A 24,384-nucleotide genomic window follows, 5' to 3' on the forward strand; every position below is an offset into this window, starting at 1 on the left:
CGATCGCTGCGGGCGAACGCACCATCGGAAACAAACGCACCCATCGGAGAGTTGAGCAAGGCAGACTCAACTACACGAGGAGTGCACATGTCCGACACCCGCCTCCTGCCCGTGCTCCCGCTCGATGACGACGTCGTGCTGCCGGGCATGGTCGTCCCGCTCGACCTCACCGACACCGAGACGCGGGCCGCGGTGGAGTCCGCCCAGGCCAACACCCCCAGCCAGGCCTCGTTCCCCGGCATCCGGTCGACCGGCGCCAGCAAGGCCGAGGTCCTGATCGTGCCGCGCGTCCACGGTGAGTACGCCGAGTACGGCACCGTCGCGACGGTCGAGCGCATCGGCCGCGTGCCCGGCGGGAAGGCCGCCGTCCTGCTGCGCGGCACCGCCCGCGCGCTCGTCGGCCGGATCGCCGACGGCCCCGGTGCCGCCCGCTGGGTGCACGCCGAGGACGCCACCGAGACCACGGACGACCAGACCGCGAAGCTCGCGGCCGAGTACAAGGCCGTCGTCATCTCGATCCTCCAGCAGCGCGGCGGCTGGCAGCTGATCGACGCCGTCCAGCAGGTCGAGGACGCGTCCGCGGTCGCCGACCTGTCCGGCAACGCGCCCTACCTGTCCACCGACCAGAAGCTCGAGCTGCTCGGCGCCCTCGACGTCACCGCGCGCCTCGAGAAGGCCCTCGAGTGGAGCAAGGAGCACCTGGCCGAGCTCGAGGTGACCGACACGATCCGCAAGGACGTCGCCGAGGGCATGGAGAAGCAGCAGAAGGAGTTCCTGCTGCGCCGCCAGCTCGAGGCCATCCGCAAGGAGCTCGGCGAGCTCGACGGCACCGCCGACGAGACGGACTACCGCGCCCGCGTCGAGGGTGCCGAGCTGCCCGACGCCGTGAAGAAGGCCGCGCTGGCCGAAGTGGACAAGCTGGACCGCACGTCCGAGCAGTCCCCCGAGGGCGGCTGGATCCGCACGTGGCTGGACACCGTCCTGGAGCTGCCCTGGAACGAGCGCACCGAGGACGTCTACGACATCGCCGCGGCCCGCGCGGTGCTGGACGCCGACCACGCCGGCCTCGACGACGTCAAGGAACGCATCATCGAGTACCTGGCGGTGCGCAAGCGCCGCGCCGAATCGGGCATGGGCCCGGTGGGCGGACGTCGTTCGGGCGCGGTGCTCGCCCTCGCGGGCCCTCCCGGGGTCGGCAAGACGTCGCTGGGTGAGTCCGTCGCGAAGGCCATGGGCCGCAAGTTCGTCCGGGTGGCGCTGGGCGGCATCCGCGACGAGGCGGAGATCCGCGGCCACCGCCGCACGTACGTCGGCGCGCTGCCCGGCCGGATCGTCCGCGCCATCAAGGAAGCCGGCTCGATGAACCCGGTCGTCCTGCTCGACGAGATCGACAAGGTCGGCGCCGACTACCGCGGCGACCCGACGGCGGCGCTGCTCGAAGTGCTGGACCCGGAGCAGAACCACACGTTCCGCGACCACTACCTCGAGGTCGAGCTGGACCTGTCCGACGTCGTGTTCCTGGCGACGGCCAACGCGCTGGAGACCATCCCCGGCCCGCTGCTGGACCGCATGGAGCTCGTCACGCTGGACGGCTACACCGAGCACGAGAAGGTGACGATCGCCCGCGACCACCTGCTCCCCCGCGAGCTGGAGCGCGCCGGCCTCGGCATCGCGGACGTCGTCCTGACGGACGCGGCGTTCAGCCGGATCGCCGCCGAGTACACCCGCGAGGCGGGCGTGCGCGACGCGAACCGCACGATCGCGAAGGTACTGCGCAAGGTCGCGACGAAGGTGGCGCTGGACGAGGTGTCGCTGCCGGTTTCCATCGACGCCGGTGATCTGGACACCTACCTGGGCCGCCCGCGGCACATCCCGGAGTCGTCGCTCCCTGCGTCGACGCAGCGCACGGCAACCCCGGGCGTGGCAACGGGCCTGGCGGTGACGGGCGCCGGCGGTGACGTCCTCTACATCGAGGCATCGCTGGCGGACGAGGAGTCCGGCGCGTCCGGGCTGCAGCTGACCGGCCAGCTCGGCGACGTGATGAAGGAGTCGGTGCAGATCGCGCTGTCGTACTTGCGCTCGCACGGAGCGGAGCTGGAGCTCCCGGTGGGCGACCTGCGCAAGCGAGGCATCCACGTCCACGTCCCGGCGGGCGCGGTCCCGAAGGACGGGCCATCGGCGGGCGTGACGATGACGACGGCGCTGGCATCGCTGCTCTCGGGCCGCGTGGTCCGGGCGGACGTGGCGATGACCGGTGAGGTGTCGCTGACGGGCCGGGTCCTCCCGATCGGCGGCGTGAAGCAGAAGCTGCTGGCGGCCCACCGAGCGGGCATGAAGACGGTGATCATCCCGCAGCGCAACGAGCCGGACCTGGACGACGTCCCGGCCGAGGTGCTCTCACAGCTCGACGTGCACGCGGTGGCGAACGTCCGCGAGGTCCTGGAGCTGGCTTTGACCCCGGCATCAACGCCGGTTTCCCAGGCGGCGTAACCCCGAACGCCGCCCGCGGCCGGTTCCCTTCTCCCCCAAAGGGAACCGGCCGCTCCACAAAAGCAACCACGTCCCGGGGGTCCAGGGGGCGGAGCCCCTTGGCGGGGGTCTGGGGGTTCGACCCCCAGAGGACACAACGAAGAGAGCCCTGTCTGCGCATTCCGCAGACAGGGCTCTCTCGCGAACGAAGTGGCGGGTGAGGGATTCGAACCCCCGTAGGCGTAAGCCAACTGGTTTACAGCCAGCCCGGCAGCCTCCACTCGCAGGGTGTCTGACCTGCGCCGATGCCGTTTGTCGGGATACCACGTGTGTCGCTGGCCCACGGATGGCCCACCAGGAACCTTCCCAGCGACTTCAAGCCGCTCCCTTCAGCCATGCCGCGAGTCGTGCGCGAGCCTGCTGCTCGCCGCCGTCGATGACCTTCGCGTACACCCGAAGCAGGACCGCGACGGTGTGGCCGGCCCAGGCCGCAACACGGACCGGGTCGCCGGTGACGCTCAGCCAGACCGAAACCGCGGCGTGCCGGAGATCGTAGGGGCGTTTCCCGAGCGGGGAGGCGGCGACTTCCGGCACGAACGCCACTGCACGCGCTTTCCCCCACACCCGCAGATACACGCTGCTCGACAACGGCCGGTCGTCGCGCTGTCCGCGCACCAGGCGGCCGTCCGCCGCGACGCCGTAGGCGTCGATGTGCTCGTACACCAGCCGGGTCAGCTCAGCCGGACACGGCACGGTTCGCCCGTCGTCCTTCTCGCGGTGCTTGAGCTGCTCCCGCGCTTCACTGCGCTCGCCAGAGTCCGTCCACTCCCCCGCGATGTCCGGCCGCGCGTCGCTCAGGTGGATTTCCCCATCCGCGTACTGCCATTCGCCGGTCGTCTCGTCGAACACTCGCGGCGGCAGCTCGAAGTCACTTCTCCGAACCGCTGTCGCCTCTTCGGGCCGCATGCCGGCGAAGAAAAGCAGCGCGAAGAAGAGGACCAACCGCGGGGCGATCCGCCGAACCTCGTTGAGGATCGTGCGGAACTGAATCGGGTTCACCACACTGCGCTTGTCGACCTGTCGGACGACGGTCTTCACCTTCTTCAGGGTCAGCTCCGAGTACGGGTTGGCGTCGAGCAATTTGCACTCGATGGCGTAGTCGAACGCCTCCCGATGAGCCGCGCGACGCAACTTGACCGTGCTGCGTGCTGCACGTTCTCCGTCGCGCTTTCGAGCCAGCGCCGAGTACACGGCGCGGAACCGTTCCGGCGCCGCGAATTCGGCGACGGTCCAGCAGTTCCCTTCGAACCACAGCAGGGCACCTGCGAACCGCTCGGGAGGCTCCATGTGCCGGTGACCCTTGTTGAACGCCCAGCGCAGCGCCCGCGATGCCACGCTGGTTTCGGGCCGCCCTGGGGTGTTTGGTGCCGCGTGCAGTGTGATCGCGACCAGCGAGTCAGCGATGCTCGCCCGATGCTTGGGTGAAATGTCGTCCCACTTCATGTCCGCGTACTGGCAGGCGAACCGAACCCAGGGCACGTCAGCGGGCTTTTCCGGCGGAGGCATCTTCGATTCCGGGAGCCCCGTTTCGACGTCGAATGCCTCGCCGCGCTTTGCAGCCGACTTGAGGTCGGATCGGAAGCTGTCCGCCTGCGCATAGAGCTTGAAGGTCTGGTCGAACCGCTCGTCCTCAACCTTCCAGCGGACGACGTACCGGGCCGGTACGCGCTTTCCCGCGGCACCTGTCTTATAGCGCGTCTGGAGGGACCAGACCGTCACCTTGTAACTCGTCGCACCCATCAGGCGGCCGCCTCTCCGCACGAATTCATCCAACGTTCGAATTCCGTCCGACGCACCCTGAGTTCGCCGTTAGGCAGTTTGGTGCACCGCGGACCGGTGTTCTTTGCGCGCCATTCGTAGAACGTGCGGCGCGACACTTTCAGCAAGTCGCAAATCTCGTTCACGGTGAGCATTGCGAGTGAACCGACGCCGGTAGCCATAAGCTGCTGATCTCCCCTTGCCGCGCAACGGTCAGGACGGCGACGAACATGGGTGACTCCCTCTGGTCGTGTCACAGGTGTTGTCACACCTGTTTGTGCTGGTCAGCGTGGGTTGAGTGACGGAGTGACAGGTGTGACACCTGGGGGGTGGTCGCTGGTGTCACACCTGCCGGGGACGTGACAACGTGCAGGTCAGGCCGGTTAGGCGAGTCCGCGGCGCTTCTGCTCCGCCCGGATCTCGTCGTACGTCCGCGACGAGATCAGCGGGTCCCGCAGCGCCGCGGCGAGGTCATCGGCGCTGGCGTTGCCGACGCCGGCGTCCTGCACCCGGTCCTTGGCGCTGGTGTCGCGGGGCCGCTCGATGACGACGATGTGCTGGGCCTCGCCGGAGTAGTCGACCGCGGCGTCGTGGTCTTCCTGAGTCAGGGCCTTGCGGTTGTCCTCGGGCAGCAGGTGGACGTTGGGGTCGGTGCGGGCCATGTCCGTCAGGACCCGGCTCAGTTCGGCGTGGTCGACGTCCCCGAGGGCCTTTCGGATGTCTACGATCCCGGCTGCCCATTGCCCGTTCTTGCCCAGCTTGGCGACCACGTCGCGGACGCGGTCTGCAGTCGACCCGGTCGGCGTGCTGGCCGGTTCCGGTGTGCTGGGCTTCGGTTCCTCGGGTGTCGGCATGGGCTTCTCCGGCGCGGTCGGTTCGGGCGGGCTGGGCAGCTGGCCGGCGAAGGTGCCGGCGACGTTGGGCGGGGGCGGCGGGGTGCCGGTGACGGCGGTGTACTTCGCTTCGGCCGCGGCGATCCGGTCCGGCTCGCCGGTGATGCGGGCGGCTTCGAGGTTGTTGCGGGCGCGGCAGCGGGCCTGTCGGGCGCGGGCGCCGGCGGCGCCGCAGCTGCGTCCGCTGCACCGGCGGCCACCTTCGGCGGCTGATCGGCACATCCGGGTCTCCTCTCGGTTCGGCGAGCTGGGCTTTGTCACGTCCCCACCGGGTCAGGCGGCGACGGCTGCGGTGGCGGCGAGGTGGGCGAGCAGCTGGGTACCGATATGGCGGGCGTAGACCGGTGGGATGCACTCGCGGATGCCGTCGCGGTTCATCCACGGCACACCCATGTCGGCGCGGACATAAGGGACGCCGGAGAAGTTGCCGACCGCGTGGTACCAGTCCCCGGCCTGGAGCGGACGGCCCATCTTGACCATCGGGTCGCCGTGCTCAGGGTGGTCGGGGACGGTGAGAGGCCAGTTGGTCTCGAACAGCCGGTGCCGGTAGGTGTGTGTGTAGCCCGAACCCAGCCATGGCGCCGCACAGCAGGACGGGGTCGCGGAGTTCGGCGCGGGCTTCTTCGACGTTCTCGATCACGTACGGCGTGCCGAGCCCGGCCACCACGCGGCGGAACTGGGCGATCAGGCGCGGGTGATCGTTGCCGTGGATGCGGTGGGTCAGAGAGTAGCCCTGGCACGGCGGCCCCCCTGCCACGGCGGCGAATTCGTGGCCGCGCTCGCGGGCGTAGGCGATCGCGTCGCCCTGCACGAACCGGAACGGGAAACGGGGCTGGGGCTTGCAGTCGACGCCGGTGACGTCGAACCCGGCTTGCCAGTAGCCCATCGCTTCGCCGCCCTGGCAGCAGAACCCGATCAGGATGCGGGGCCGCGGGCCGGGTCCGGGCCACGGGAGCCGGGCCGGGAGGGTGAACGTGTCCATTGTGGTCCTTCCTCAGTGCGGTGAGCTGGGCTTTGTCACGTCCCCACGTGGGTGAGGAGCGGAGTGCGGCGCTGACGACGGGGTGTGACAGGTCCTCGGGGTGTCACTCCCGCTGTCACACCCGTTCCTGCTGGTCAGTGGCCTGGAGTGACAGCGGTGACAGGTGTGACAGGGCAGGGGTGGTACTGGTGTCACCGCTCCCGCCTGGGGCGCTGTAGGTGCCGTCCGTGGTGCGGGCGAGCTGCCCGGCGTCGCCCATGCGCTTGCAGGTCTGGCGGATGCTGCCCGGGTTGGCCCCGAGCGCTTCGGCGATCCGCGCGGGCTTCAGCGGCCCGTGCTCCCGCAGCAACCGCAGGATCTCGGCACGGGTGTCGGCGACCAGGTGGTCCGCGGCGGGGCCGTCGAGCTTGGTCCAGGCGCCGGCGGTGGCGTCGAAGCTCATGGCGTAATCGGCTTCTTCGACGTCGCGGCCGGTCACGTGCAGCACCCCGTCCGCCTGCCCACGCCCGCGCTCGAGAACGAGCGTCGCGTCGACCGCCCCGGTGATGCCCGCGGTGCCGGAGACCAGGTTCTGCCAGTCTTCGGCGCTCTGCTTGCGGACGTGGTGAATGAGCAGGAACGGGACGCTGTAGTGGTCGGCCAGCTGCTTGAACCGCCCGGCCGCGGCGTAGTCGGCGCTGTAGGCCGAAGCCCCGGCCGCGTCGGTGCCGCGCATCTTCTCGAAGGTGTCGATGATGACCAGCCGGGCGTGCGGGTTCTCCTCCAGCCACTCGACCAGCACTGCGTCGCCGCCGTTGGTCATGGTGGGGCAGGCGGTTTCGAGGGTGAGCAGCGGCGCGGCCCGCCCGCCGGCGGCAAGCATCTGCCGTCGCCGGCGCTGCAACCGCCGGCCGGTGTCCTCCAGCGCGCAGTACAGGACCGGGCCGCGCTCCACCTCGATCGACCCGAGCACCGGGTCGCCGTTGGCGATGGCGGCCCCGGTGCCGAGCGAAAACCATGACTTGCCCAGCTTCGGCGCGCCGGCCAGCAGGTTCAGCCCTTCCGCCAGCAGGCCGGGCACGGCCCACTTCGGCGGCGGGAACTCCTCTCGCATCAGCTCCGCGTCCGTCCAGCGGGTGCGGCGGGCGGGCGGTGTCGGCACGGCGGCCAGCGGCCGGGGCGTGGTCATGGTTCGGACCTCCAGGGACGTGACAACGGGCAGGTCAGGCGATCCGGCGGGGCCGGTTGCGCCCGGCGCGCAGGCCGGACCGGATGGTGGCCAGGGCCTGGTGTTCGCTGTAGGCGCCGCACGCGATGTGCCGGCGGGCGGCGGTCAGCAGCACGGCCTGGTGCTCGTCTTCGCTGAGCGCGTCGCCGGCGACCAGCTGCCCGAGCGCGAGTGCGCCGGCGTAGAGCGCGGCGTTGCGTTGGCTCGCCGGCGCGTCGTGAACCTTTCCCGCTTCCGCCGTGATCGCGGCATCGAGGTAGCGGGAGCGCCGGCCGCCGGCCGGGCGGATGGGCACCGCCGGCGCGGCCGGCAGCGGTGCCGGGGTGAGCCGCTCAACCAGCCAGCCGGGCAGCTCCGCCACGGCGCCGTCCCACACGAACGCGTACCGGCCGGCGTCGGTGACCGTGCCGGGACCGACGACGTAGCCGCCCCACGCCCGGGTGTCGACCTTCCAGCCGAGCCCGCTTCCGCGCTCGCCGCTGGTGTTCCGCAGTGTCACGTCCCCCGGAACCCGGTAGTACAGGTGCAGCCCACCCGAGGGCGTCCGGACCGTGAGCGTGTCGCCGGGCAGCTCCTGCCCCGCGTCGTCGGCGACGACGGCGAGCGCGTCCTCACCGGACCGGGCGCCGGCCGCGGCCCACCGCTCCGGCACGGTCTCGCCGGGCTTCAGGGTGTCCAGGTCCAACACGCACAGCCCGGACGGGCCGGTGGCCACGCCGATGCCGTACGGAGCGTGCGTCCACGCGGCCCGGATCTTGTCCGGGTCGGTGGTGGCGCGCTGCTCCCAGGTGCGGTGTCCGCCGGCGCACCGGCCGGTGGCGGGGCAGCGGTCCTCCGGGTGTCCAGCAGGGCGCTTGCTGCCGGGGCGGAGCGGGAAGACGTGCCAGCCGCGGGCCGCGGCGGCAAGTGCGGCGTCCAAAGTGGTCGTGTCCATCGCTACTTGCCTCCGTTCTGCTGCTGGACCGCGGCGCACCCGGGGCAGGTCTTGAAGAAGATCGGGAACCACGGCTCTTTCGCGTGGCCGGGCTCGATCGTGAGCCCGCAGAGGGTCTTGAACTTGCCGGACCACAAGGACTTCTTGCCGATGTGCGCGTACTGGGTCGCCATCTCGGTGCCTTTCGGTCGGTTACGGTGTGTGCCTGTTTTTGGGTAGCGTCGGCTGGCGCGGTGTCCCGGGAGGGAGCCGCGTCACGGGGTGCTCAAGTGGGGGTTTCGGGCCGTGATCAGGGAGTTTGCGCGGGTGGGTCCCTTGCCTCCCTAGTCAGCGTTGGCGCTGGTCAGGTGAGGGAGGCGGCCCGAGGGAGGCAGCGAGGGAGAACTCCCTCGGTTTCGTGGCCTCCCTCAGTCGGTTCCCTCGGGTTCGTCGCCGTCGAACTCGCCGTCGTTGTCACGCTCCGCGATGGCGTCGCGGACGCGGGCGGCGGAGACCTGCATGACCCCGCCGGTCTTGTACGGCTTCGCCGACTCCGGCAACGCCTCGTTCAGGTCGCTGTGCGTCCACTCGGCATAGGTGCCGCGGTCGCGTTCGGTCAGCCGCTGCAACACCTCTTGGGTCCGCAGCCGCGCTTCGGTGCCGAGCACGGCCGCGATGTTCGCGAGGTGGTCGACCGGCCCGGCCAGCGCCGGCGCGTCCGGGCCGGCGGGCAGCGCCGTCTGCTCGCGCAACGCCATGGCGCGCTTGGTGACCGCGTGGGCGTCCTTGGGCGCGACGTAGAAGCAGCGCAGCAGACCGGGCTGGGCGGTGAAGCCGCGGGCCATGCAGGTGCCGACGTCGCCGGGGCCTTCGTCGGTCTTCGGCGCGAGCCCGACCGCGGAGATCCCGGCCTTGTAGGACCCGGTCCCGAGCACCGCGTCGTTGGCCATTTGGTCGCCGATGGCGAAGCACGCCTTGTTGCTGGCCACCGAGGTGATCTTGCGGGGCAGCGCGTCCTTGGACGGTTCCGGCGTGAGGAACAGCAGCGTGATCGCGTATTTCCGCGCGGTGCTCATCACCTTGGACGCGACCTCGATGGCTTTCTTGCCGTCCTTGCCCATGAACAGGTTCTGGCACTCGTCGATCACCACCACGCGCGGGCGGAGACGTCCGTCCTTTTCGGCCAGTGCCCGGGTGACCGCGCGGTCGCTGGCGTGGGCCTGAAGTGCCTTGCCTCGCACGGAAAGGTCGTCGTACAGCTCGTACAGCAGGTTCAAGCACGCTTCGACCGTCTCGTCACCGGCGCCGGTGGTGAGCGACCGCAGGCGCGGGCGCATCGGGTCGTAGTCGGTGTTCTCCGCCATCACCACGACGTCCACGTCCACCAGCGGGTCCAGGATCGCCCCGAGCACGAGGTTGATGGCCATGGTGGACTTGCCCGACCCCATCATGCCCCCGAGGGCGTAGTTGGCCTCGAACAGCCGGCCGCGCACCACGTCGCCCTTGAGCGTCACCCCGACCGGCACGCCGGCGAAGTAGTCCGCCGTGGCGTTGTCCAGGTCGGACAGCAGGGGCCACGGGTCGACGGGGCCGGACAGGGCGCCGGGCTTGGCGACCCACAGGTCCAAAACGGACGGTTGCGGTTCGGTCGGCCACACCTCGCGGGGGTAGCGGACCAGGTTGTGCGCCAACGTGGTCTTGCGCTTGACGATCTCTTCGACCGGGCACGCCGGCGGCAACGCCAGCTGGGTGCGCCACCCCTTGCCGTCCACCACCGGCGGCATCAGGTACTTGATCCGCCACCCCTCCTTGACCGCGCGGTTGAACCCCGGGATGTTCAGGTTCTTCAGCGCGTTCAGGATGGTGTTCTCGTCGGGCAGTTCGTCCATCGTGTTCCCGTCGACCGGCGGGGTCAGCCACGCGGGCATGTCGCCGTGCGTGCGGCCCTGCTGGTAGAGGTACCCGGCGGCCACGGTGGTGCCAGCGACCAGCAGGAACACGCCGTAGGTGGTCAGGAACCACACCGCGAACGCCACCGCGTCGAACACCGCCGCGATAGGCGTCAGGACCTCGCCGATCTCGCCGTCGTTGATCGCCATGATGATGCCCAGGACCAGCAGAAACCCCGTCACGCCAAGGGAACCGACCACGCTGGCCTTGATCCACTGCCCCGGCGCCCGGAGCCAATCCATGGTCCGGTCGTGGCGACGCTGCTTCTCCGCAACGTCCGCTTCCTGCCAGTACCGCAACGCTTCCTGGTCCCCGGCCGCTTCCGCGCCCCGCATCATGCGTTCGTAGCGGTTGGCGCCGTGGGTGTCGCGCCAGCGGGCCACGACCACCTTGACCCCGGCCGCGGGGTAGGCGACGCCGTGCCGGAACGCGGCCTTCGTCTTCTCGTGCTTGACCACCTTCCGCGCGGTGCGGGCGACGGCGACAACGTCGTGGCCGTAGCCGCGGTAGCGGGCGATCGCGCGGGCTTTCTGCGAGGTCAGCCGGGCGTACTCCTCGTCGGTGACGATCTCGCCCTCAATGACCTCGCCGGGCTCCGGGACGGGCAGGTGGTGGACGGTGGCCAGCTCGCCGGCGGCCGGGGTCTGCTCGATGTGCTCGTTCATCAGGTCCTCCGCCTCACTTGCGGTTGGGGTTGGCGTGTTCGTTGCGCAGCTGGCGGGCGAACTTCGGCGCGCAGTGCAGCGTCTTGCGGATCGACTCCGCCGACTTCGGGTTGATCGCCACGTCGGGGTTGTCGATCGCGGCGGCGAACTCGGCGCGCAGGTCCTCGATCGTGCGCGTCTTCGGGGCGCGCGGCGGGCGGGGATTGCGGGTCGATTTCGGCTGGTCGGCGGGGCGGTCGAGGGTCAGGATCGGGGCGTCGGCGATCGGGGTGTCGTCGGCGCGGCCGGCCTGGTCCTGCTCGGCGAAGAACGCGGCGATTTCGTGGTCGAGCACGTCGGCGACGTGCTGGTCCGGGTCGACCACGGCGGTCAGGCGGCGGCCGTCGAGGGTGTAGCGGCCCGGGGTGAACACCAGCCGCGCCCGGCCCTCAGCGTCGATTTCGGCGACCGCGTGCCGGACCGCGGCGGCCCGAACCTTGGCGACCTTGCGCAGCGTCTGCCGCTCGATCCAGGCGGCGGCCCGCTCCGCCTCCGACCGCGGCGGGGACGCGACGGCGAGCTGGTGCGCGATGACGCCGGCGACGGACACGATGCCCATGACCACCGCGGCGTCCCAGCCGCGGTCCAGGCCGTGCACGACGTTCAGGCCGAACCCGACGCCGGCGAACAGCCACACTCCGAGCTGCAACGCCCACACCGGCCGCTCCGGGTGGTGGCGCCGGGTGACCTCCACGGCCAGCGCGAACGCCCACATGCCCAGCTCCGAGAGCGCCGGCAGCGCCGCGCCGGTCGCGTCCCCGTAGACGCCCACGCCGTAGCCGGCCATGGCGGGCACGGCCATGCCCGCGGAGACCAGGGCGAGGAGGTAGATCGGGAGCCGGACCCGGTTCGCCGACAGCCAGCCGGTCAGGCGTGCCAGCGTGGCGGCGCGGCGTGCGCGGCGGGCCTCGCGCTGCTTGTCGGCCAGACGGGCGGCGGCCGCGGTGTCGGTGCGGCGCTGCTCAGCCGCGGCGCTCTCCGCCCGCAGCTTGCGATCGAGTGCGGCGGCGGCATCTTGGCGGCGCTGCTCCGCGGTGGCCGCGTGGTTGGCGCGGCGCTCTTCGGCCCACGTGGTCATCGGGTGACCTCCCGGTTCTCGTGGCTGGTCGTCTCGTCGTCGGCGGTGGCTGGCGTGGCCGGCAGCTGCTTGCGGTCGGTGCCGGCGTGCAGCCGGGTCTGCTCGCGGTGGTCGCGGACCTCGTGGACCGCCCACCCGGCGGCCACGATCGCGGACACCAGGGCGAACCAGGGGGTGAACACCAGCGCCAGGGCCAGCGGCCCGAGCACGCCGGCCAGCTCACCGAAGTGCCACACCGCCCACTCGATCGCCACCTGCAACCGGGTCCGCTGCTCACGGGTCACGTTCATCGGGGCACCTCCTGCCCGGTCGGGAAACCTGCGGGGAAGAACTGGTTGACCGGCCGCCGCGGCGGCCGCGACGCCTGCACCGCCGCCGCCCGGTCCAGTCGGACCAGCACGCCGGAGAGGACCTGTTCGGCGATGACCAGCGGGATGCGCAGCAGGTGCAGGACCAGGAACAGGCACACCGTGCCGGCGAACCGCATCAGCGCGAGGGTTCCGTGGCGCTGCAACACCTCGAACGTGTTCACGTGCGCTCACGCCCCTTCGCCGCGTTGAAGTCGGCGGCCCAGCGTTGGCACCAGGCCGTGAGCTGGTCGAGCGGCGCGGACCAGGTGATCGCCGGGTCCGCCTCGAACGCGCGGGCCGCGGCGACGGCGGCGGCCTGGCTGGGGGTAGTCAGCGGCAGCACGGTGACCGGCCCGTTGTGGCCGAAGTTCATCGCGGTCCACACGTCGAGGCGGATGCGGATGCCGTTGCCGTCAGCGGACAGGCCCGGGATGACCGCGAGGTGCGGACCGATCTGGACAAACGGCCGCGTGATCGACACGCGCGTGCCGTTGACGTCAAGGTCGCAGTTCACTGCCGCCAGGCCGCGGCCGTCGAACACGTAGGTGTCGAGTTTGAGGTAGCTGGTCATCGGTTGCCTCCCTGGCGTTGGGCTTCGCGGCGGGCCTTGTCAATGGCTTCCTGCTGGCGCTGCCTCTCCGCGTGCCAGCGGCCGGAGTCGTTGGTGGTCACGCGGCCACCTCCGTGCGGTCGGCCTGCTCGATCTCGAAGCAGGTCCAGCACTGGCGAGTGCTGGTCGGCACGCAGTAGGTCTGGATCTCGCCGCAGTCGACGCAGGTGCGGCGGGCCTCCATCGCGTGGTCCAGCTGCCCTGGCACCGGCGGGCGCTTGAGCGCGGCCCGCTCCACCGAGAACAGCTCCGCGACCGTTTCCCGGGCGTAGGGCTTGACGTGGCGGAACACCAGCAGCGCGACCGGGTCCTGTCCGTTGGGCCGCAACCCGACCTCCCGCAGCTGCGTGCGGGTGAGCAGGGTCGAGGGGGCCTCGCCCCAGCCGAACACCGGCAGCCCGTCCCGCTCGCCGCGGCACAACGCCGCGTGGTGCGTGCGGCCGTCGAACACCGTGGTCACCGTCTGGCGACGGTTGCGCGGGTTCACAGCGCCTCCCCGCACCACGAGCAGGCGATCCCGGCCGTTTCCAGCTCGAACGCCGCGACTGCGCGCAGCTGGGAGGCCACGTCCCGGTAGGTCTGCGCCCGCGCCGCGAACGCGCCGATGTAGGTCCCGGCCATAACCAGGCGGGTGAACAGGTCGCCGACGACGTCGGCGTTGGTGGTCAGCGTGTCGGCGACCTCGCGCAGGCGGCCGGCGATCTCGCGGGAGATCAGGCGGTTCAGCTCGACCGGCGTGTAGGCGACCGTGTGGACCTCGCGGGCCGGGGTGGCGGTGTCTACCATCTGGGGTTCCTCCGTGCGGTTTCGTGACTGGGCGGTGGAACCCGGCGCGGTCGGCGCGTTCTTGGCGGAGTGGGCCGCCGCGTCGGGGCTGATCAGCAGGCGGGCGGCCATCAGGCGGCCTCGCCGTCGAACGTCCAGACCGCCGGCAGCACCCGCAGGGCCTCGCGGCCGGCGCGGCGCCGTGCCCGGCTCACCCGGCGCTGGTCGTTGAAGTCGTACCGGTACGCGGCCTGCGCGGCGGACTCGTCCGCGGCAAGCTCGCCGTAGACGTTCTGCAACAGCGCGTCGATCGCCGCTTCGGTCAGCCCGTCCGGGTAGACGGCCTCGCCGGCGAACTCGTCGGCGGACGACACCGCAGCGTCGGTCAGGCGGCGGGAGACGTTGGTGTCCATTGCGAAGTCCTCTCGAAGAAACGTGCTGGTCAGTGAGGGTTTAGAGCGAGCTGAAGAACGTGGTCACGCTGTGGGCGATGTGCTTGACGTGCCCGGCCGCCTCCAACGGCGACGACACGACGTACGCCAGCAGCGCGACCACCACGACCAGGCCGGCGAGCTTCCGACCGAACCCCGAATCGGTCTTCATGACCGGGAATCCCTGCTGCTTCCGCGACATCTCGTCCTCCAGAGCGTGGTGTTCTTGGTGACACCTAGAGACTTGCATAGCTTAGCTAGCAGAGTCAAGACAGTCAGCTAGTAAAGCTAGGAGAGACCTCCTACTGAGCTAGTTGTTCTAGCTGGGTGCGGTAAGGTGGCGGGCATGGATGCACTCGACCCAGACGACGCCCGCCCGCCGTTTCAGCAGGTGGCAGCCGTTTTGAAGGCTGCGATCCTCACCGGCAGGTACCAGCCGGGAGACCGGCTGCCCTCATATGCCGAGTTGGCGAGCCAGTTCGAGGTGGCTCCGATGACTGCGCAGAAGGCCGTTGGCCTGCTACGCGATGAGGGGCTGGTGATCTCCAGGCAAGGGAAAGGGTCGTTCGTTCGGCAGCGGACTGAGCGCTCAGTAGGGCTGCGACCACACGTCGAGGCGATCTTCGAGAGCGGCGCCGTGGCGATTGACTTCGCCGGGTTCTCGGGGGAGACGCTTCAGGGCGTCATCGGCGAGCCACTGGACAAGGTTCGCTCCGGACGACTTCAGCCTGAGAGCCTGCGAATCCGGATCTTGCTTCCAGACCTGTCGAAGCCCGTGGGCCTGCCGGCACTGGCGCCCGAGGGCGTCGATTCGCCGGACGTACGCAAACGTGCGGAACGCATCGTGCAGCGATCAACACAGGGAATCGTTGAGACCGTGGAAGAGTTATCCGCACTCGGCCTTGTCGAGTCGGCAACCGCGCAAGTTCGGACTTATCACGCAGCCCCGCTGTTCAAGCTGTTTCTCCTGAATGGCACTGAGGCGTTCTTCGGATTCTATCCGGTATTGCAGCACTCGGTCGCAATCGGAGGCGAGCCCGTCGAGATATTCGATCCAATGGGAAAGGACGCGGTTCTTTTCCACTACGCTAAGACGGAGGATAATTCTGCGATCGATTCGCAGTATGTTGAGCAGGCGCAAAAATGGTTTGACAGCGTCTGGTCTTCGGTCGCAAAGGATGTCATTTAATGAGCCGTGGCATGAAATTAACTGACATCCTAACGGAATCCGTCGCAGTGATCTATGATTTCGACGGTCCCATTTGCGGCGTTTTTGCTGGCCTACCGGCGAAAACTGTGGCGCGGCAGCTTGAGCTGACGACGGGTGTGCATACTGAGACCGACGATCCCCTGGAGGTACTTCGTTCTGCGTACATATCTGGGTCGACAGCGGTCGAGACGGTCGAGCGTCAACTGATTTCGGCCGAGTTGCTTGCGGTTGAAACCGCAAGTGTCACCGATGGCGGACTTGGCTCCATGCACACCCTCGCCGCGCGGGGCAAGACCATCGGAATATTGAGCAACAACTCTCTTGAGGCCGTCTCTAAGTTCATGGAAAAGATGGCAGCCGATCAACGTTTGGGACCAGTTGTAGGTCGACCATTTGCACGTCCCGATCTCATGAAGCCGAACCCGTACGGACTTGATCGTACACTGAAGGCATTGGGAGTTCAGGGCGAGAAGGTCGTCTTTATCGGCGATTCGACGTCCGATATCGAGGTTGCCCAAAGCAGAGGCGTGCATAGCGTCGGCTTCGCGAACAAGCCAGGAAAGCGGGAGGCGCTACAGGAAGCGGGCGCGGAGTTCGTCATTGAAAGCATGACCGAACTGGCTGGATAGCGGCCTTCAGATGGCCGTGTTTGCAGCGCCAGTGGCCCAGTGGCGCGCGATGGCGTTTGAACAGGATCGCTACACTGAGCGCGCCCACAGCCCCGGCAATAGCCGAAATTTCGCCGCCTGAGAGCGCCGTACACGGCCCCTTGGGGCCTCCCTGGTGTGGTTAGCCCCAGGGGATCGGCACAGAGGTTCTGAGCGCCGGTTTTCTCAGATCCGAGGAGTGAGGCTTACTCCCAGCACATCAGAGGAGTGACACCTGTGGCGTGTCGAGACTGTCACACCTGTCACTCTGTCACTTCAGCCCGTCTGACCTGCGGTTTTAGGTGTGACAGGTGAGTGACACCCGCAGTGACAGCTCTCTTCCCACTCTAATTCTCTGTCTCTGTAGTCACGGGACGGGTAGAAGAGGCTGGAACAGAGGAGGGTCCCCCTGTTCCAGCCTCCGTTGCCTGTCCGCGGCAGCGGACGGGCCGTGGACTCTAAGTCGCAGGTTCCGAAACCTCGCGCCACAGGGGCCGATCGCGAAGGGTGGCGGCCGTGAGCACCCGAGCTTCCTCGAATTCGCCGGGCCGGCGTTCGTAGATCACGGTCATGTCGGGCAGGACGTGCCAGCGGTCGACGGCGTTGGGCTGGTCAGCGACTACGTAGGTAGTGGCGTTCGCCAGGTCGGGGGCGTCCATTTGCGTGCCTCAGCGCCGGTACCGGGCCGGCTTCTCTTCGAGCTGCATTTCTTGGAGTAGTCGGAGCGCTGCGTCTCGTCCGGGGACCTCCTCCGCGCTGCCGCTGGATGCGCGGATGAGTTCGGCCAGCGCCATGCCGGCGGTGCGGCGGCCGACCAGCTCGAACCAGCGGGCCATCTGAACTGAGTGGATTCCGTGGAAGGTGATCAGCGGTGAGCCGTCGAGGTCGCGGATCATGATCTCGTCGCCGGCTTCGTCGAGACGCCAGAACGGCATCCTGGAGCCGACGGCGTGCACCTCGTCGGCATGCTTCTGCATTCGCTTGGCGACTTCGGCACGCTCAAGCTGGCGTTCGTACTTCGTGACCATGGCGTGCTCCTCCGTACCTCCTCTGAACAGGCCCTTCCCGCGCCAGCTCAGCTGAACACGAATGTAGAACACGTGTTCGATTGCGGCAAGGTGACCAGGCCGCAAGCGGCTGCATCACCCCGTCCGAACGCGTACAGAAGAAGCCTCGTGCCACTACATGCTTCCTGGCACGAGGCTCTTTCACGGGGCCTACACCGCGAACAGGCCTTCGTCGTCGGGATGGGACTCCGTGGCGACGCGAGTTCCGCCCTTTGCCTCTTTGCGCTTCCGTGCCTTCCGCTCGCGCTCGTACTGCGTCACACGGGCCTGAGGTCCCTCTGCAGGCCATGCAGGCGCGGGTCCGGTCAGCTCGTACGTCACGTGTGTCACACCGTCGTCGTCCTTGACACGGCGCGGCTGGATCGGCCATCCGAGCACATAGCGCAGCTCGCGCAGGCGCTTGAGCGGATCGCCCTTGTGAGTTTCGCGGGCGACGAGGAACACTAAGGAGACCGGACACGGCCGGCTGGCCGTGCGGAACGCCTTGAGCAGTTCGCCGATACGTGTCCAGGGGTCGGCACCTTCCATCGCCTGCCGGACGAGCGGCCCGATGTCGTCGAAGGTGGCGAAGAACGCCCTCTTGCCGTGGTTGTGTTCGGTGCACAGGGGTTCGAGGTTGTCGATGACCGTCTCGCCGCCCCACTCGCGCGGCGTGATGTGGTCAATCTGGAGCTTCACACCTCCATCGTCGGGGTGGGGGCCGCGCCCGCACATGGCGCAGAAACGCCCTTTCTGCACGAAGACCTCAGCCTGCAGCCGCGGTGAGATGGGCGCGGTGTCCAGGGGCTCGTCCTTGGCGGCGACAAGCTTGTAGACCCACTCACCAGAGCCAGGCTGCTTGAACCGTTCGACCTCGAATGCCGGGTAGACATCCCGGAGACGCCGACCGGCGTTGGCGTTGGTCTTACCGAAGATCGCTTGGGACCGCTCCAGCCACTTGGACATGGGCTGCGGGTTGTCGCGGTTCTCCCACAGCCAGCGGTACGCCTCGCGCGCCTCCCTGCCGCTGATCAGGCTCTTGAGCTCATCACTGTCTGGACGGGGCAGGACAGGAGTCGTATCGGGAGTCTCAGTGGCGGAGTTCACAGTGGGCCACGTCCTTCACGCGGGCAAACTGCCCAAGTCGGCATGAACAATTCAAGTGTGCGGCATGCCGACTTGGCGCGCAAGTGAGTTCTACCTGCAGTTTGTCCCAGCGTTGCCGTCGGACAACTGCCTGTCCGGCGGCAACACGCCGCCTAGTCGGCTACCTCGGCGAGCTGGGGCCGCCGGCCTGCTGCAGCTGCGTAACTGCAACTTTCTGTCGGTGGGCCGCGTTAGCTTGGCCGGGCAACTGGGTCCCCGACGGCGAGGAGCGGTAGCGATGGAGACGAGCGCGGACGAGGTACGCAGCACCTTCCTGGTGACACAGGAAGCCAAGGACGCCTACTACGGCTGGGAGAAGGACAAGCGGCGGGCCGAGGTCGTGGAAACGATGCGCGATCACACCACGAGAGCGATCTACGACTGCAGGCTAGAGCACTTCGAGTGGATCAAGAAGAACCACACCCATCCGCTTGGGGACATCAAGAAGGAGAAAATCGAGCACATCGTCAAGGCGAGCGACTGGTACCCGCGGTTCGCGTTCGTCCACGTGTTCCATGTGCTGCTCGAAACCCTGGGCCGGCTGCCACTGTGGAACGAGGTCAAGGAGTTCGTCAATAGCGATCCGCAAGGGATGAAGATGCTCGGAGCCGAGCGCGCGGAGCTGGAGAACGAGATCTTCACCGAGGAGCTGGAAAAACTGGTTGAGGACCATCCGACCTGGAAGGAACCGGAGCACGGGGCGCTGGCCCTCGCGGAGGCATCGCTGAACTGGCGGATCGGCAACGCGTACTACGGGTTCATGCGGGAGATGTACACCGTCGTCGCGCTCCGCGCGCTGGAGGTGCCGGTCAAAGTGCACCCGCTGGCGGATGCCAACTTCCGCGCGGATGGCTGGGTGAACCAGAAGATCCTCAGCGTCTTCGTGATCAATCCTAAGTACAAGCTCGCCGACGAGGAGCGCGCGATGGAGCGCCACCAGGGCCGGAAGACGAAGGTCGACAAGCTCTTCCCCAAGTCCGAGTTCAGCTTCGTCGAGCTGACCATGGAAAGGGCTGACCACTTCGGCGTGTTCCACTTCCCTAAAGTGGATGAGATCAAAAGAGTCTCCGAGCGGCTGAAGGGCGCAGTCTGCTGACCTGCACGGAGCTAGGAGGCTACCTCCGGCAGCGGCTGACGGAGCGCGGGCGCTGCCCACGGATCGCCCACGGATGGCCGCATACAGCCGCATGTCGCCGCACATGACTGCACACACGAAGAAGCCCCGCGCCCGACATACGTCGTGGTCACGGGGCTTCTTCGCTGGGTGGCGGGTGAGGGATTCGAACCCCCGTAGGCGTAAGCCAACTGGTTTACAGCCAGTCCCCTTTGGCCACTCGGGTAACCCGCCATGGCCGGTCGTACCGGCCGGGGAGAAGCTTACCCAAGGGCTCCCGGCGGGGGTCAACCGGGATACCCGGGGCTAGGCTGGGTGGCCCCTGACAAGCGAGTACGAGGTGTGAGGACACGTGGCGGATCCCTCTTTCGACGTCGTGAGCAAGGTCGACCGCCAGGAGGTGGACAACGCGCTCAACCAGGCGAGCAAGGAGCTGGGCACGCGCTTCGACTTCCGCGGCACGGGCACGACGATCAACTGGTCCGGCGAGGAGGCGATCGCGATCGAGTCCGAGACCGAGGAGCGCGCCCTGGCCGCGGTCGAGGTGTTCAAGGAGAAGCTGATCAAGCGCAGCATCTCGTTGAAGGCGTTCGAAGCGGGCGAGCCGGCGCTGTCGGGCAAGATCTACAAGATCTCGGGCAAGATCCTGCAGGGCATCGCGTCGGACAAGGCGAAGCAGATCGCGAAGTTCATCCGCGACGAGGGCCCGAAGGGCGTCCAGGCCCAGATCCAGGGTGACCAGCTGCGGGTGTCGGGCAAGAAGAAGGACCAGCTGCAGGACGTGATCGCGTTGCTGAAGGGCAAGGACTTCGAGATCGCGCTGCAGTTCACCAACTACCGCTGACGCCGCCGCGGGCACCCGGCCACGGGTGCCCGCTCAGGACGGCGTGATCGTCCAGCTGGCCTCGTACCCCTCGACCAGCAAGTACGCCGGCCCCACAACGTCAACCGTCTTCGACAGGTCGCCGATCTCGTTCACCAGCAGGTCGCGGACCTTCTCCGAGTGGATCCACAGCGCCACGTTCCCCCGCGTGCGAGCCGTGAACGCCACCGACCGGACCCCCTCGGGAACCCGGAACACCGCATCCCCCTTGCCCGACGCCGTCGCCCCCGAAGCCGCCACCGGCAGGCTCCGGTAGTCCGCGATAGTCGCCGTCCATGCTGCGTTCGCGTGGACCGTGATCTTCGTCGTCGGGCGGTCGGGTTCCGTGTTCAGCCACGTCGTCCCCTTGTACGCGCCGATCGCGTTGACCAGACCGTACTCGCCGCCGTCGGTGTCCACCATCACGTTCGACGAGCACTTCGGGCAGTCGAACGTGAAGAAGCCCAGCTGGTCCGCCGGCCAGCTGGTCGCGAACTCGCCGTCACCCTTGCCCGTGTGCGTCTCCGTCGGCACGTCCTTCAGGACTGGCGCCGCCGATGTAGTGGGAGGGGCCGGAGCAGAAGAAGTCACGATCGTGCCGAACCCCGTCGTCGACCCGCACCCAGCCACCAGGACCAAGACCAGAAAACCGAGCAACCCACGTTTCATCGCTCCCCCTCGCAGCTACTCCACGTTACCCGTCACCCGGAAGGGCACAGCAAACCCCTCGAACGCGCGAATGGGCCGTGTGACTGTCCACGAAGGACCCGATCCCCGTGCTGTAATCGCGCGGTCACTGCGTGGAGAGGGTCAGGATGCGCCGCTTGCTCGCCTTCGTGCTGTCACTCACCGTGATCGGCGCGACACTGACGCCCGCGAGCGCCGCCGAGCGCAAGCAGCTGCTTCCCGGCCTCGGCTCCTACGCCCGGCTCGTCCGGCTCGACTACTCGATCTTCGGCCGCGGGCGCATCATCGCCTCGCTGACCAGCGAAGACGCGAGCGGCAAGTTCACGCCCATCATGGAGAGCACCGACGAGGGCGACACCTTCCACCAGATCGGCGCCATCCACGACCCGGACGGCCGGTACGGCATGTGCTGCGGCACGATCTACGAGCTGCCGCAGCGGGTCGGCCGGCTCCGCGCGGGCACCCTGCTCTGGGCCGCTTCCTACCGGCAGGACGCCGGGGCGCAGCGGCGCGTCGGGATCAAGATCTGGGCCAGCCCGGACGGCGGCCGCTCGTGGCGGTTCCTGTCCGAGGCCGCGCGGTCGCACAACATCGACGGCATCTGGGAACCGGAGTTCACCGTCGACGCCGGTGGCACGCTCTGGCTCCACTTCGCCGACGAGACGCAGGCCCCGAAGTACGCCCAGGTCCTCAACCGCGTCGCCTCGACCGACGGTGTGACGTGGGGCACCAAGCAGCTCACCCTGGCCATCCCGCCGGACCGGGTCCGGCCCGGCATGCCGATCATCCGCCGCCTGCCCGACGGCCGGTACTACTTCGCCTACGAGATCTGCAACTTCCGCGACCGCTACTGCGACCCGTACTTCAAGATCTCCCCCGACGGCGCCAACTGGGGCAGCCCCACCGACCCCGGCACCCGCGTGAACACCGCGAACGGCAACTACTTCCAGCACGCGCAGACGATCGCGCTCTTCCCCGGCGGCCGCAACGGCGTGCGGATCGTGATGGTCGGGCAGATCTACACCAACGCGAAGGGCCAGCCGCAGCCCGGGAACGGCCAGGTCCTGCTGGCCAACGACGACTTCGGCAGCGGCAACTGGTACGAGCTGCCCGCGCCCGTGCACATCACCGGCATCTACAACAACTTCTGCCCCAACTACTCCTCGACGCTGCTGCCGGTCGACGACGGCCGCAACGTGCTGGAGATCGCCACCGAGTACAACTCCGGCTGCAAGGCCTACTTCGGCAAGGGACCGGCCTTCTGAGGCCGGCCCCGGCCCGTAGGGTGGGGCCGACGCCGGATCCGAGGAGGCAGTTCATGAAGGGCATCGTGCTGGCCGGAGGCAGCGGGACGCGCCTGCACCCGATCACCCAGGCGGTGTCGAAGCAGCTGCTGCCGGTCTACGACAAACCGATGGTCTACTACCCGATCTCGGTCCTCATGCTGGCCGGGATCCGCGAGATCCTCGTCATCTCCACCCCCGCCGACCTGCCGATGTTCCGCAAGCTGCTGGGCAACGGCGACCAGTTCGGCGTCTCGTTCTCCTACGCCGAGCAGCCCAGCCCGAACGGCCTCGCCGAGGCCTTCGTGATCGGCGCGGACTTCATCGGCGACGACGACGTGGCCCTCGTCCTCGGCGACAACATCTTCTACGGCCAGGGCTTCTCCGGCCGGCTGCAGACGGCCGTGCTCGAGCTCGACGGCTGCGTCCTGTTCGGCTACCCGGTGAAGGACCCCGAGCGCTACGGCGTCGGCGAGGTCGACGCGGCCGGCAAGCTGCTGACCATCGAGGAGAAGCCCGCCAAGCCGCGGTCCAACAAGGCGATCACCGGGCTGTACTTCTACGACAACCAGGTCGTCGACATCGCCCGCGCGCTGAAGCCGTCGGCGCGCGGCGAGCTGGAGATCACCGACGTCAACCTCACGTACGTGCGGCAGGACCGGGCGTCGCTGGTCGACCTCGGCCGCGGCTTCGCCTGGCTCGACACCGGCACGCACGACTCGCTGCTCGAAGCCGGCCAGTTCGTGCAGGTGCTGGAGCACCGCACCGGCGTGCGCATCGCGTGCCTCGAGGAGATCGCGCTGCGGATGGGCTTCATCGACGCCGCCGAGTGCTACGCGCTCGGCGAGAAGCTGGCGAAGTCCGGCTACGGCGACTACGTGAAGGCAGTCGCCGTAGCCGCAGGCGCCTAAAAGAGCTGCTCGCGCAGCGTCGTGCCGCTGTACTCGGTGCGGAACACGCCCTTTTCCTGCAGGAGGGGCACGACCTTTTCGACGAACTCGTCGAGCCCGGTCGGCGTCAGGTGCGGCACCAGGACGAACCCGTCGGCGGCGTCGGACTGGACGTACTCGTCGATCGTCGAAGCCACGGTCGACGGCGTGCCGACGAACTGCTGGCGCGCGGTGACCTCGATCACCAGCTCGCGGATCGAGAGCTTCTTCTCCTCCGCGATGGCCCGCCACTTCCGCGCGAGCGCCAGCTGGTCCTTCTCGTGCCGGACGCGGCCCCAGGTCAGCGGCTCGGCGTCCGGGTCGGGGTCGACCTCCGGCAGCGGCCCGTCGACGTCGTAGTCCGACAGGTCGCGGCTCCACACCTGCTCGAGGAACTGGATCGCGGTGGCCGGGCGGACCTGCTGGAGCCGGATCTCGCGCGCGTGCTCCTCGGCTTCGGCGTCGGTGTCGCCGAGGACGAACGTCGCCGCCGGCATGATCAGCAGCTCGCCGTACTCGCGGCCGTACGCGGCCAGCCGCCGCTTGACGTCGTGGAAGAACGCCTGGCCGTCTTCGAGGGTGCCGTGCCGGCTGAAGATGACGTCGGCGGCCTTAGCGGCGAACTCGCGGCCTTCGTCGGAGTCGCCGGCCTGGATGACGATCGGCTGCCCCTGCGGCGTCCGCGGCAGCGTGAACCGGCCGTGGATGTCGAACTGCGGTCCGCTGTGGACGAACTTGCCGGGGTCGCGGGCGAAGACGCCGTTCTCCTTGTCCCCCACCAGGGTTCCGGGCTGCCAGCTGTCCCACAGCTCGCGCACGGTGGTCAGGAACTCTTCGGCGCGCGCGTAGCGGTCCTCGCGCTTGAGGAAGCCGCCGCGGCGGAAGTTCTTGCCCGTCCACGCGTCCGGCGACGTCACGACGTTCCACGCCGCGCGCCCGCCGGAGAGGTGGTCGATGCTCGCGACCTGGCGGGCGACCTCGTAGGGCTCGTTGAACGTCGAGGACAGCGTGCCCGCCAGGCCGAGGTGCGTGGTGACGGCGGAAAGCGCGGCCAGCACGGTCGTCGTGTTGGGTCGCCCGACGACGTCGGAGTCGAGGATCTTGCCCGCGTGCTCGCGCAGCCGCAGCCCCTCGGCGAGGAAGAGGAAGTCGAACTTGCCGCGCTCGGCCGTGCGGGCGAGGTGTTCGAAGGACGCGAAGTCGATCTGGCTGCCCGACGCCGGGTCGCTCCACACCGTCGTGTTGTTGACGCCGGGGAAGTGCGCGGCGAGCTTGATCTGCTTGGTCATC

Annotated in this window: 29 protein-coding genes and 2 tRNA genes; 7 read left to right on the forward strand and 24 right to left on the reverse strand. The window is 68.6% G+C overall.

What is annotated here, in order from left to right:
- Positions 1-87: 87 nt before the first annotated feature.
- Complete coding sequence (lon, locus tag ACERZO_RS40465; RefSeq protein WP_372671283.1) at positions 88-2,490, forward strand: endopeptidase La; 2,403 nt, start codon at positions 88-90, stop codon at positions 2,488-2,490.
- 190 nt (positions 2,491-2,680) lie between these two features.
- Here lon and ACERZO_RS40470 read toward each other — a convergent pair.
- The 18 genes from ACERZO_RS40470 to ACERZO_RS40555 all read right to left on the reverse strand — a co-directional run bounded on the left by ACERZO_RS40470 (position 2,681) and on the right by ACERZO_RS40555 (position 14,342).
- Positions 2,681-2,781: transfer RNA gene (locus tag ACERZO_RS40470), tRNA-Tyr, on the reverse strand.
- Between the two features lie 63 nt (positions 2,782-2,844).
- Complete coding sequence (locus tag ACERZO_RS40475; protein ID WP_372671284.1) at positions 2,845-4,302, reverse strand: integrase; 1,458 nt, start codon at positions 4,300-4,302, stop codon at positions 2,845-2,847.
- The gene (locus ACERZO_RS40480) at positions 4,269-4,469 is read right to left on the reverse strand and encodes a helix-turn-helix transcriptional regulator (protein WP_372671285.1); all 201 of its coding nucleotides are present in this window, start codon (positions 4,467-4,469) and stop codon (positions 4,269-4,271) included. The genes ACERZO_RS40475 and ACERZO_RS40480 overlap by 34 nt, the downstream gene beginning before the upstream one ends.
- A 201-nt stretch (positions 4,470-4,670) precedes the next feature.
- Positions 4,671-5,402 carry a hypothetical protein gene (locus ACERZO_RS40485; protein WP_372671286.1) on the reverse strand — a complete coding sequence of 244 codons (732 nt, stop codon included), beginning with the start codon at positions 5,400-5,402 and terminating at the stop codon, positions 4,671-4,673.
- A gap of 51 nt (positions 5,403-5,453) precedes the next feature.
- A complete protein-coding gene (locus ACERZO_RS40490) occupies positions 5,454-5,651 on the reverse strand; it encodes a hypothetical protein (RefSeq protein WP_372671287.1) in 198 nt (65 codons plus the stop codon).
- A 22-nt stretch (positions 5,652-5,673) separates the two neighbouring features.
- On the reverse strand, positions 5,674-6,162 hold the full coding sequence (locus ACERZO_RS40495) for a hypothetical protein (protein WP_372671288.1): 489 nt from the start codon (positions 6,160-6,162) through the stop codon (positions 5,674-5,676).
- Positions 6,163-6,277: 115 nt separating this feature from the next.
- The gene (locus ACERZO_RS40500) at positions 6,278-7,330 is read right to left on the reverse strand and encodes an AAA family ATPase (RefSeq protein ID WP_372671289.1); all 1,053 of its coding nucleotides are present in this window, start codon (positions 7,328-7,330) and stop codon (positions 6,278-6,280) included.
- Positions 7,331-7,364: 34 nt separating this feature from the next.
- Positions 7,365-8,303: a bifunctional DNA primase/polymerase gene (locus ACERZO_RS40505; RefSeq protein WP_372671290.1), complete on the reverse strand. Its 939-nt coding sequence runs from the start codon at positions 8,301-8,303 to the stop codon at positions 7,365-7,367.
- A 2-nt stretch (positions 8,304-8,305) separates the two neighbouring features.
- Positions 8,306-8,476, reverse strand: coding sequence for a hypothetical protein (locus ACERZO_RS40510; RefSeq protein WP_372671291.1), 171 nt, complete (start codon positions 8,474-8,476; stop codon positions 8,306-8,308).
- Positions 8,477-8,710: 234 nt separating this feature from the next.
- Positions 8,711-10,897, reverse strand: a complete 2,187-nt coding sequence (locus ACERZO_RS40515; RefSeq protein ID WP_372671292.1) for a hypothetical protein — start codon at positions 10,895-10,897, stop codon at positions 8,711-8,713.
- Positions 10,898-10,910: 13 nt separating this feature from the next.
- Complete coding sequence (locus tag ACERZO_RS40520; protein WP_372671293.1) at positions 10,911-12,014, reverse strand: hypothetical protein; 1,104 nt, start codon at positions 12,012-12,014, stop codon at positions 10,911-10,913.
- A complete protein-coding gene (locus ACERZO_RS40525) occupies positions 12,011-12,304 on the reverse strand; it encodes a hypothetical protein (protein ID WP_372671294.1) in 294 nt (97 codons plus the stop codon). Before ACERZO_RS40525 ends, ACERZO_RS40520 begins: the two co-directional genes overlap by 4 nt.
- Positions 12,301-12,546 (reverse strand): hypothetical protein, encoded by a 246-nt coding sequence (locus ACERZO_RS40530; protein WP_372671295.1) that lies wholly within the window; start codon positions 12,544-12,546, stop codon positions 12,301-12,303. Before ACERZO_RS40530 ends, ACERZO_RS40525 begins: the two co-directional genes overlap by 4 nt.
- A complete protein-coding gene (locus tag ACERZO_RS40535) occupies positions 12,543-12,935 on the reverse strand; it encodes a hypothetical protein (RefSeq protein WP_372671296.1) in 393 nt (130 codons plus the stop codon). The genes ACERZO_RS40530 and ACERZO_RS40535 overlap by 4 nt, the downstream gene beginning before the upstream one ends.
- Positions 12,936-13,032: 97 nt before the next feature.
- Positions 13,033-13,461, reverse strand: a complete 429-nt coding sequence (locus ACERZO_RS40540; protein WP_372671297.1) for an RRQRL motif-containing zinc-binding protein — start codon at positions 13,459-13,461, stop codon at positions 13,033-13,035.
- Positions 13,458-13,760 (reverse strand): hypothetical protein, encoded by a 303-nt coding sequence (locus tag ACERZO_RS40545; protein ID WP_372671298.1) that lies wholly within the window; start codon positions 13,758-13,760, stop codon positions 13,458-13,460. Before ACERZO_RS40545 ends, ACERZO_RS40540 begins: the two co-directional genes overlap by 4 nt.
- Before the next feature lie 110 nt (positions 13,761-13,870).
- Positions 13,871-14,152 carry a hypothetical protein gene (locus ACERZO_RS40550; RefSeq protein ID WP_372671299.1) on the reverse strand — a complete coding sequence of 94 codons (282 nt, stop codon included), beginning with the start codon at positions 14,150-14,152 and terminating at the stop codon, positions 13,871-13,873.
- 40 nt (positions 14,153-14,192) lie between these two features.
- Positions 14,193-14,342 (reverse strand): hypothetical protein, encoded by a 150-nt coding sequence (locus ACERZO_RS40555; RefSeq protein ID WP_372671300.1) that lies wholly within the window; start codon positions 14,340-14,342, stop codon positions 14,193-14,195.
- 174 nt (positions 14,343-14,516) lie between these two features.
- On the opposite strand from ACERZO_RS40555, the gene ACERZO_RS40560 reads away from it, so the two are divergent.
- Positions 14,517-15,359 carry a GntR family transcriptional regulator gene (locus ACERZO_RS40560; protein ID WP_372671301.1) on the forward strand — a complete coding sequence of 281 codons (843 nt, stop codon included), beginning with the start codon at positions 14,517-14,519 and terminating at the stop codon, positions 15,357-15,359.
- Positions 15,359-16,009, forward strand: coding sequence for an HAD family hydrolase (locus tag ACERZO_RS40565; protein ID WP_372671302.1), 651 nt, complete (start codon positions 15,359-15,361; stop codon positions 16,007-16,009). Before ACERZO_RS40560 ends, ACERZO_RS40565 begins: the two co-directional genes overlap by 1 nt.
- Before the next feature lie 476 nt (positions 16,010-16,485).
- Here the strand turns inward: ACERZO_RS40565 and ACERZO_RS40570 are convergent, their stop codons facing one another.
- The 3 genes from ACERZO_RS40570 to ACERZO_RS40580 all read right to left on the reverse strand — a co-directional run bounded on the left by ACERZO_RS40570 (position 16,486) and on the right by ACERZO_RS40580 (position 18,180).
- On the reverse strand, positions 16,486-16,686 hold the full coding sequence (locus ACERZO_RS40570; RefSeq protein WP_372671303.1) for a hypothetical protein: 201 nt from the start codon (positions 16,684-16,686) through the stop codon (positions 16,486-16,488).
- 9 nt (positions 16,687-16,695) lie between these two features.
- Positions 16,696-17,055 (reverse strand): hypothetical protein, encoded by a 360-nt coding sequence (locus ACERZO_RS40575; protein WP_372671304.1) that lies wholly within the window; start codon positions 17,053-17,055, stop codon positions 16,696-16,698.
- A gap of 189 nt (positions 17,056-17,244) precedes the next feature.
- Positions 17,245-18,180, reverse strand: coding sequence for an HNH endonuclease (locus ACERZO_RS40580; RefSeq protein ID WP_372671305.1), 936 nt, complete (start codon positions 18,178-18,180; stop codon positions 17,245-17,247).
- A gap of 277 nt (positions 18,181-18,457) precedes the next feature.
- Here ACERZO_RS40580 and ACERZO_RS40585 point away from each other — a divergent pair, with 277 nt between their 5' ends.
- Positions 18,458-19,315 (forward strand): hypothetical protein, encoded by an 858-nt coding sequence (locus ACERZO_RS40585; protein WP_372671306.1) that lies wholly within the window; start codon positions 18,458-18,460, stop codon positions 19,313-19,315.
- Positions 19,316-19,484: 169 nt separating this feature from the next.
- On the opposite strand, the gene ACERZO_RS40590 is transcribed toward ACERZO_RS40585, so the two are convergent.
- Positions 19,485-19,567, reverse strand: a tRNA-Tyr gene (locus ACERZO_RS40590).
- 118 nt (positions 19,568-19,685) lie between these two features.
- On the opposite strand from ACERZO_RS40590, the gene ACERZO_RS40595 reads away from it, so the two are divergent.
- Positions 19,686-20,177, forward strand: a complete 492-nt coding sequence (locus ACERZO_RS40595) for a YajQ family cyclic di-GMP-binding protein (protein ID WP_372671307.1) — start codon at positions 19,686-19,688, stop codon at positions 20,175-20,177.
- Positions 20,178-20,210: 33 nt separating this feature from the next.
- Here ACERZO_RS40595 and ACERZO_RS40600 read toward each other — a convergent pair whose 3' ends face one another.
- Positions 20,211-20,729, reverse strand: coding sequence for a hypothetical protein (locus ACERZO_RS40600; RefSeq protein ID WP_372671308.1), 519 nt, complete (start codon positions 20,727-20,729; stop codon positions 20,211-20,213).
- Positions 20,730-21,010: 281 nt separating this feature from the next.
- On the opposite strand from ACERZO_RS40600, the gene ACERZO_RS40605 reads away from it, so the two are divergent.
- Positions 21,011-22,147: a sialidase family protein gene (locus ACERZO_RS40605; RefSeq protein WP_372671309.1), complete on the forward strand. Its 1,137-nt coding sequence runs from the start codon at positions 21,011-21,013 to the stop codon at positions 22,145-22,147.
- Positions 22,148-22,200: 53 nt separating this feature from the next.
- Positions 22,201-23,076 (forward strand): glucose-1-phosphate thymidylyltransferase RfbA, encoded by an 876-nt coding sequence (gene rfbA, locus ACERZO_RS40610; RefSeq protein ID WP_372671310.1) that lies wholly within the window; start codon positions 22,201-22,203, stop codon positions 23,074-23,076.
- Here rfbA and ACERZO_RS40615 read toward each other — a convergent pair.
- Positions 23,073-24,383 (reverse strand): NtaA/DmoA family FMN-dependent monooxygenase, encoded by a 1,311-nt coding sequence (locus tag ACERZO_RS40615; protein WP_372671311.1) that lies wholly within the window; start codon positions 24,381-24,383, stop codon positions 23,073-23,075. The two genes, rfbA and ACERZO_RS40615, sit on opposite strands and share 4 nt — an antisense overlap.
- Position 24,384 lies beyond the last annotated feature (1 nt).

Origin of the sequence: Amycolatopsis kentuckyensis, from assembly GCF_041679295.1 — a bacterium.
Lineage (GTDB): Bacteria > Actinomycetota > Actinomycetes > Mycobacteriales > Pseudonocardiaceae > Amycolatopsis > Amycolatopsis kentuckyensis_A.

What these genes read in the sequence shown, in the direction of transcription:
- lon (WP_372671283.1), top strand. Translation starts at nt 88, where the DNA reads ATGTCCGACACCCGCCTCCTGCCCGTGCTCCCGCTCGATGACGACGTC.
- ACERZO_RS40480 (WP_372671285.1), bottom strand. Translation starts at nt 4,469, where the DNA reads ATGGCTACCGGCGTCGGTTCACTCGCAATGCTCACCGTGAACGAGATT.
- ACERZO_RS40485 (WP_372671286.1), bottom strand. Translation starts at nt 5,402, where the DNA reads ATGTGCCGATCAGCCGCCGAAGGTGGCCGCCGGTGCAGCGGACGCAGC.
- ACERZO_RS40490 (WP_372671287.1), bottom strand. Translation starts at nt 5,651, where the DNA reads ATGGGCCGTCCGCTCCAGGCCGGGGACTGGTACCACGCGGTCGGCAAC.
- ACERZO_RS40495 (WP_372671288.1), bottom strand. Translation starts at nt 6,162, where the DNA reads ATGGACACGTTCACCCTCCCGGCCCGGCTCCCGTGGCCCGGACCCGGC.
- ACERZO_RS40500 (WP_372671289.1), bottom strand. Translation starts at nt 7,330, where the DNA reads ATGACCACGCCCCGGCCGCTGGCCGCCGTGCCGACACCGCCCGCCCGC.
- ACERZO_RS40505 (WP_372671290.1), bottom strand. Translation starts at nt 8,303, where the DNA reads ATGGACACGACCACTTTGGACGCCGCACTTGCCGCCGCGGCCCGCGGC.
- ACERZO_RS40510 (WP_372671291.1), bottom strand. Translation starts at nt 8,476, where the DNA reads ATGGCGACCCAGTACGCGCACATCGGCAAGAAGTCCTTGTGGTCCGGC.
- ACERZO_RS40515 (WP_372671292.1), bottom strand. Translation starts at nt 10,897, where the DNA reads ATGAACGAGCACATCGAGCAGACCCCGGCCGCCGGCGAGCTGGCCACC.
- ACERZO_RS40520 (WP_372671293.1), bottom strand. Translation starts at nt 12,014, where the DNA reads ATGACCACGTGGGCCGAAGAGCGCCGCGCCAACCACGCGGCCACCGCG.
- ACERZO_RS40525 (WP_372671294.1), bottom strand. Translation starts at nt 12,304, where the DNA reads ATGAACGTGACCCGTGAGCAGCGGACCCGGTTGCAGGTGGCGATCGAG.
- ACERZO_RS40535 (WP_372671296.1), bottom strand. Translation starts at nt 12,935, where the DNA reads ATGACCAGCTACCTCAAACTCGACACCTACGTGTTCGACGGCCGCGGC.
- ACERZO_RS40545 (WP_372671298.1), bottom strand. Translation starts at nt 13,760, where the DNA reads ATGGTAGACACCGCCACCCCGGCCCGCGAGGTCCACACGGTCGCCTAC.
- ACERZO_RS40550 (WP_372671299.1), bottom strand. Translation starts at nt 14,152, where the DNA reads ATGGACACCAACGTCTCCCGCCGCCTGACCGACGCTGCGGTGTCGTCC.
- ACERZO_RS40555 (WP_372671300.1), bottom strand. Translation starts at nt 14,342, where the DNA reads ATGAAGACCGATTCGGGGTTCGGTCGGAAGCTCGCCGGCCTGGTCGTG.
- ACERZO_RS40560 (WP_372671301.1), top strand. Translation starts at nt 14,517, where the DNA reads ATGGATGCACTCGACCCAGACGACGCCCGCCCGCCGTTTCAGCAGGTG.
- ACERZO_RS40565 (WP_372671302.1), top strand. Translation starts at nt 15,359, where the DNA reads ATGAGCCGTGGCATGAAATTAACTGACATCCTAACGGAATCCGTCGCA.
- ACERZO_RS40570 (WP_372671303.1), bottom strand. Translation starts at nt 16,686, where the DNA reads ATGGACGCCCCCGACCTGGCGAACGCCACTACCTACGTAGTCGCTGAC.
- ACERZO_RS40575 (WP_372671304.1), bottom strand. Translation starts at nt 17,055, where the DNA reads ATGGTCACGAAGTACGAACGCCAGCTTGAGCGTGCCGAAGTCGCCAAG.
- ACERZO_RS40585 (WP_372671306.1), top strand. Translation starts at nt 18,458, where the DNA reads ATGGAGACGAGCGCGGACGAGGTACGCAGCACCTTCCTGGTGACACAG.
- ACERZO_RS40605 (WP_372671309.1), top strand. Translation starts at nt 21,011, where the DNA reads ATGCGCCGCTTGCTCGCCTTCGTGCTGTCACTCACCGTGATCGGCGCG.
- rfbA (WP_372671310.1), top strand. Translation starts at nt 22,201, where the DNA reads ATGAAGGGCATCGTGCTGGCCGGAGGCAGCGGGACGCGCCTGCACCCG.
- ACERZO_RS40615 (WP_372671311.1), bottom strand. Translation starts at nt 24,383, where the DNA reads ATGACCAAGCAGATCAAGCTCGCCGCGCACTTCCCCGGCGTCAACAAC.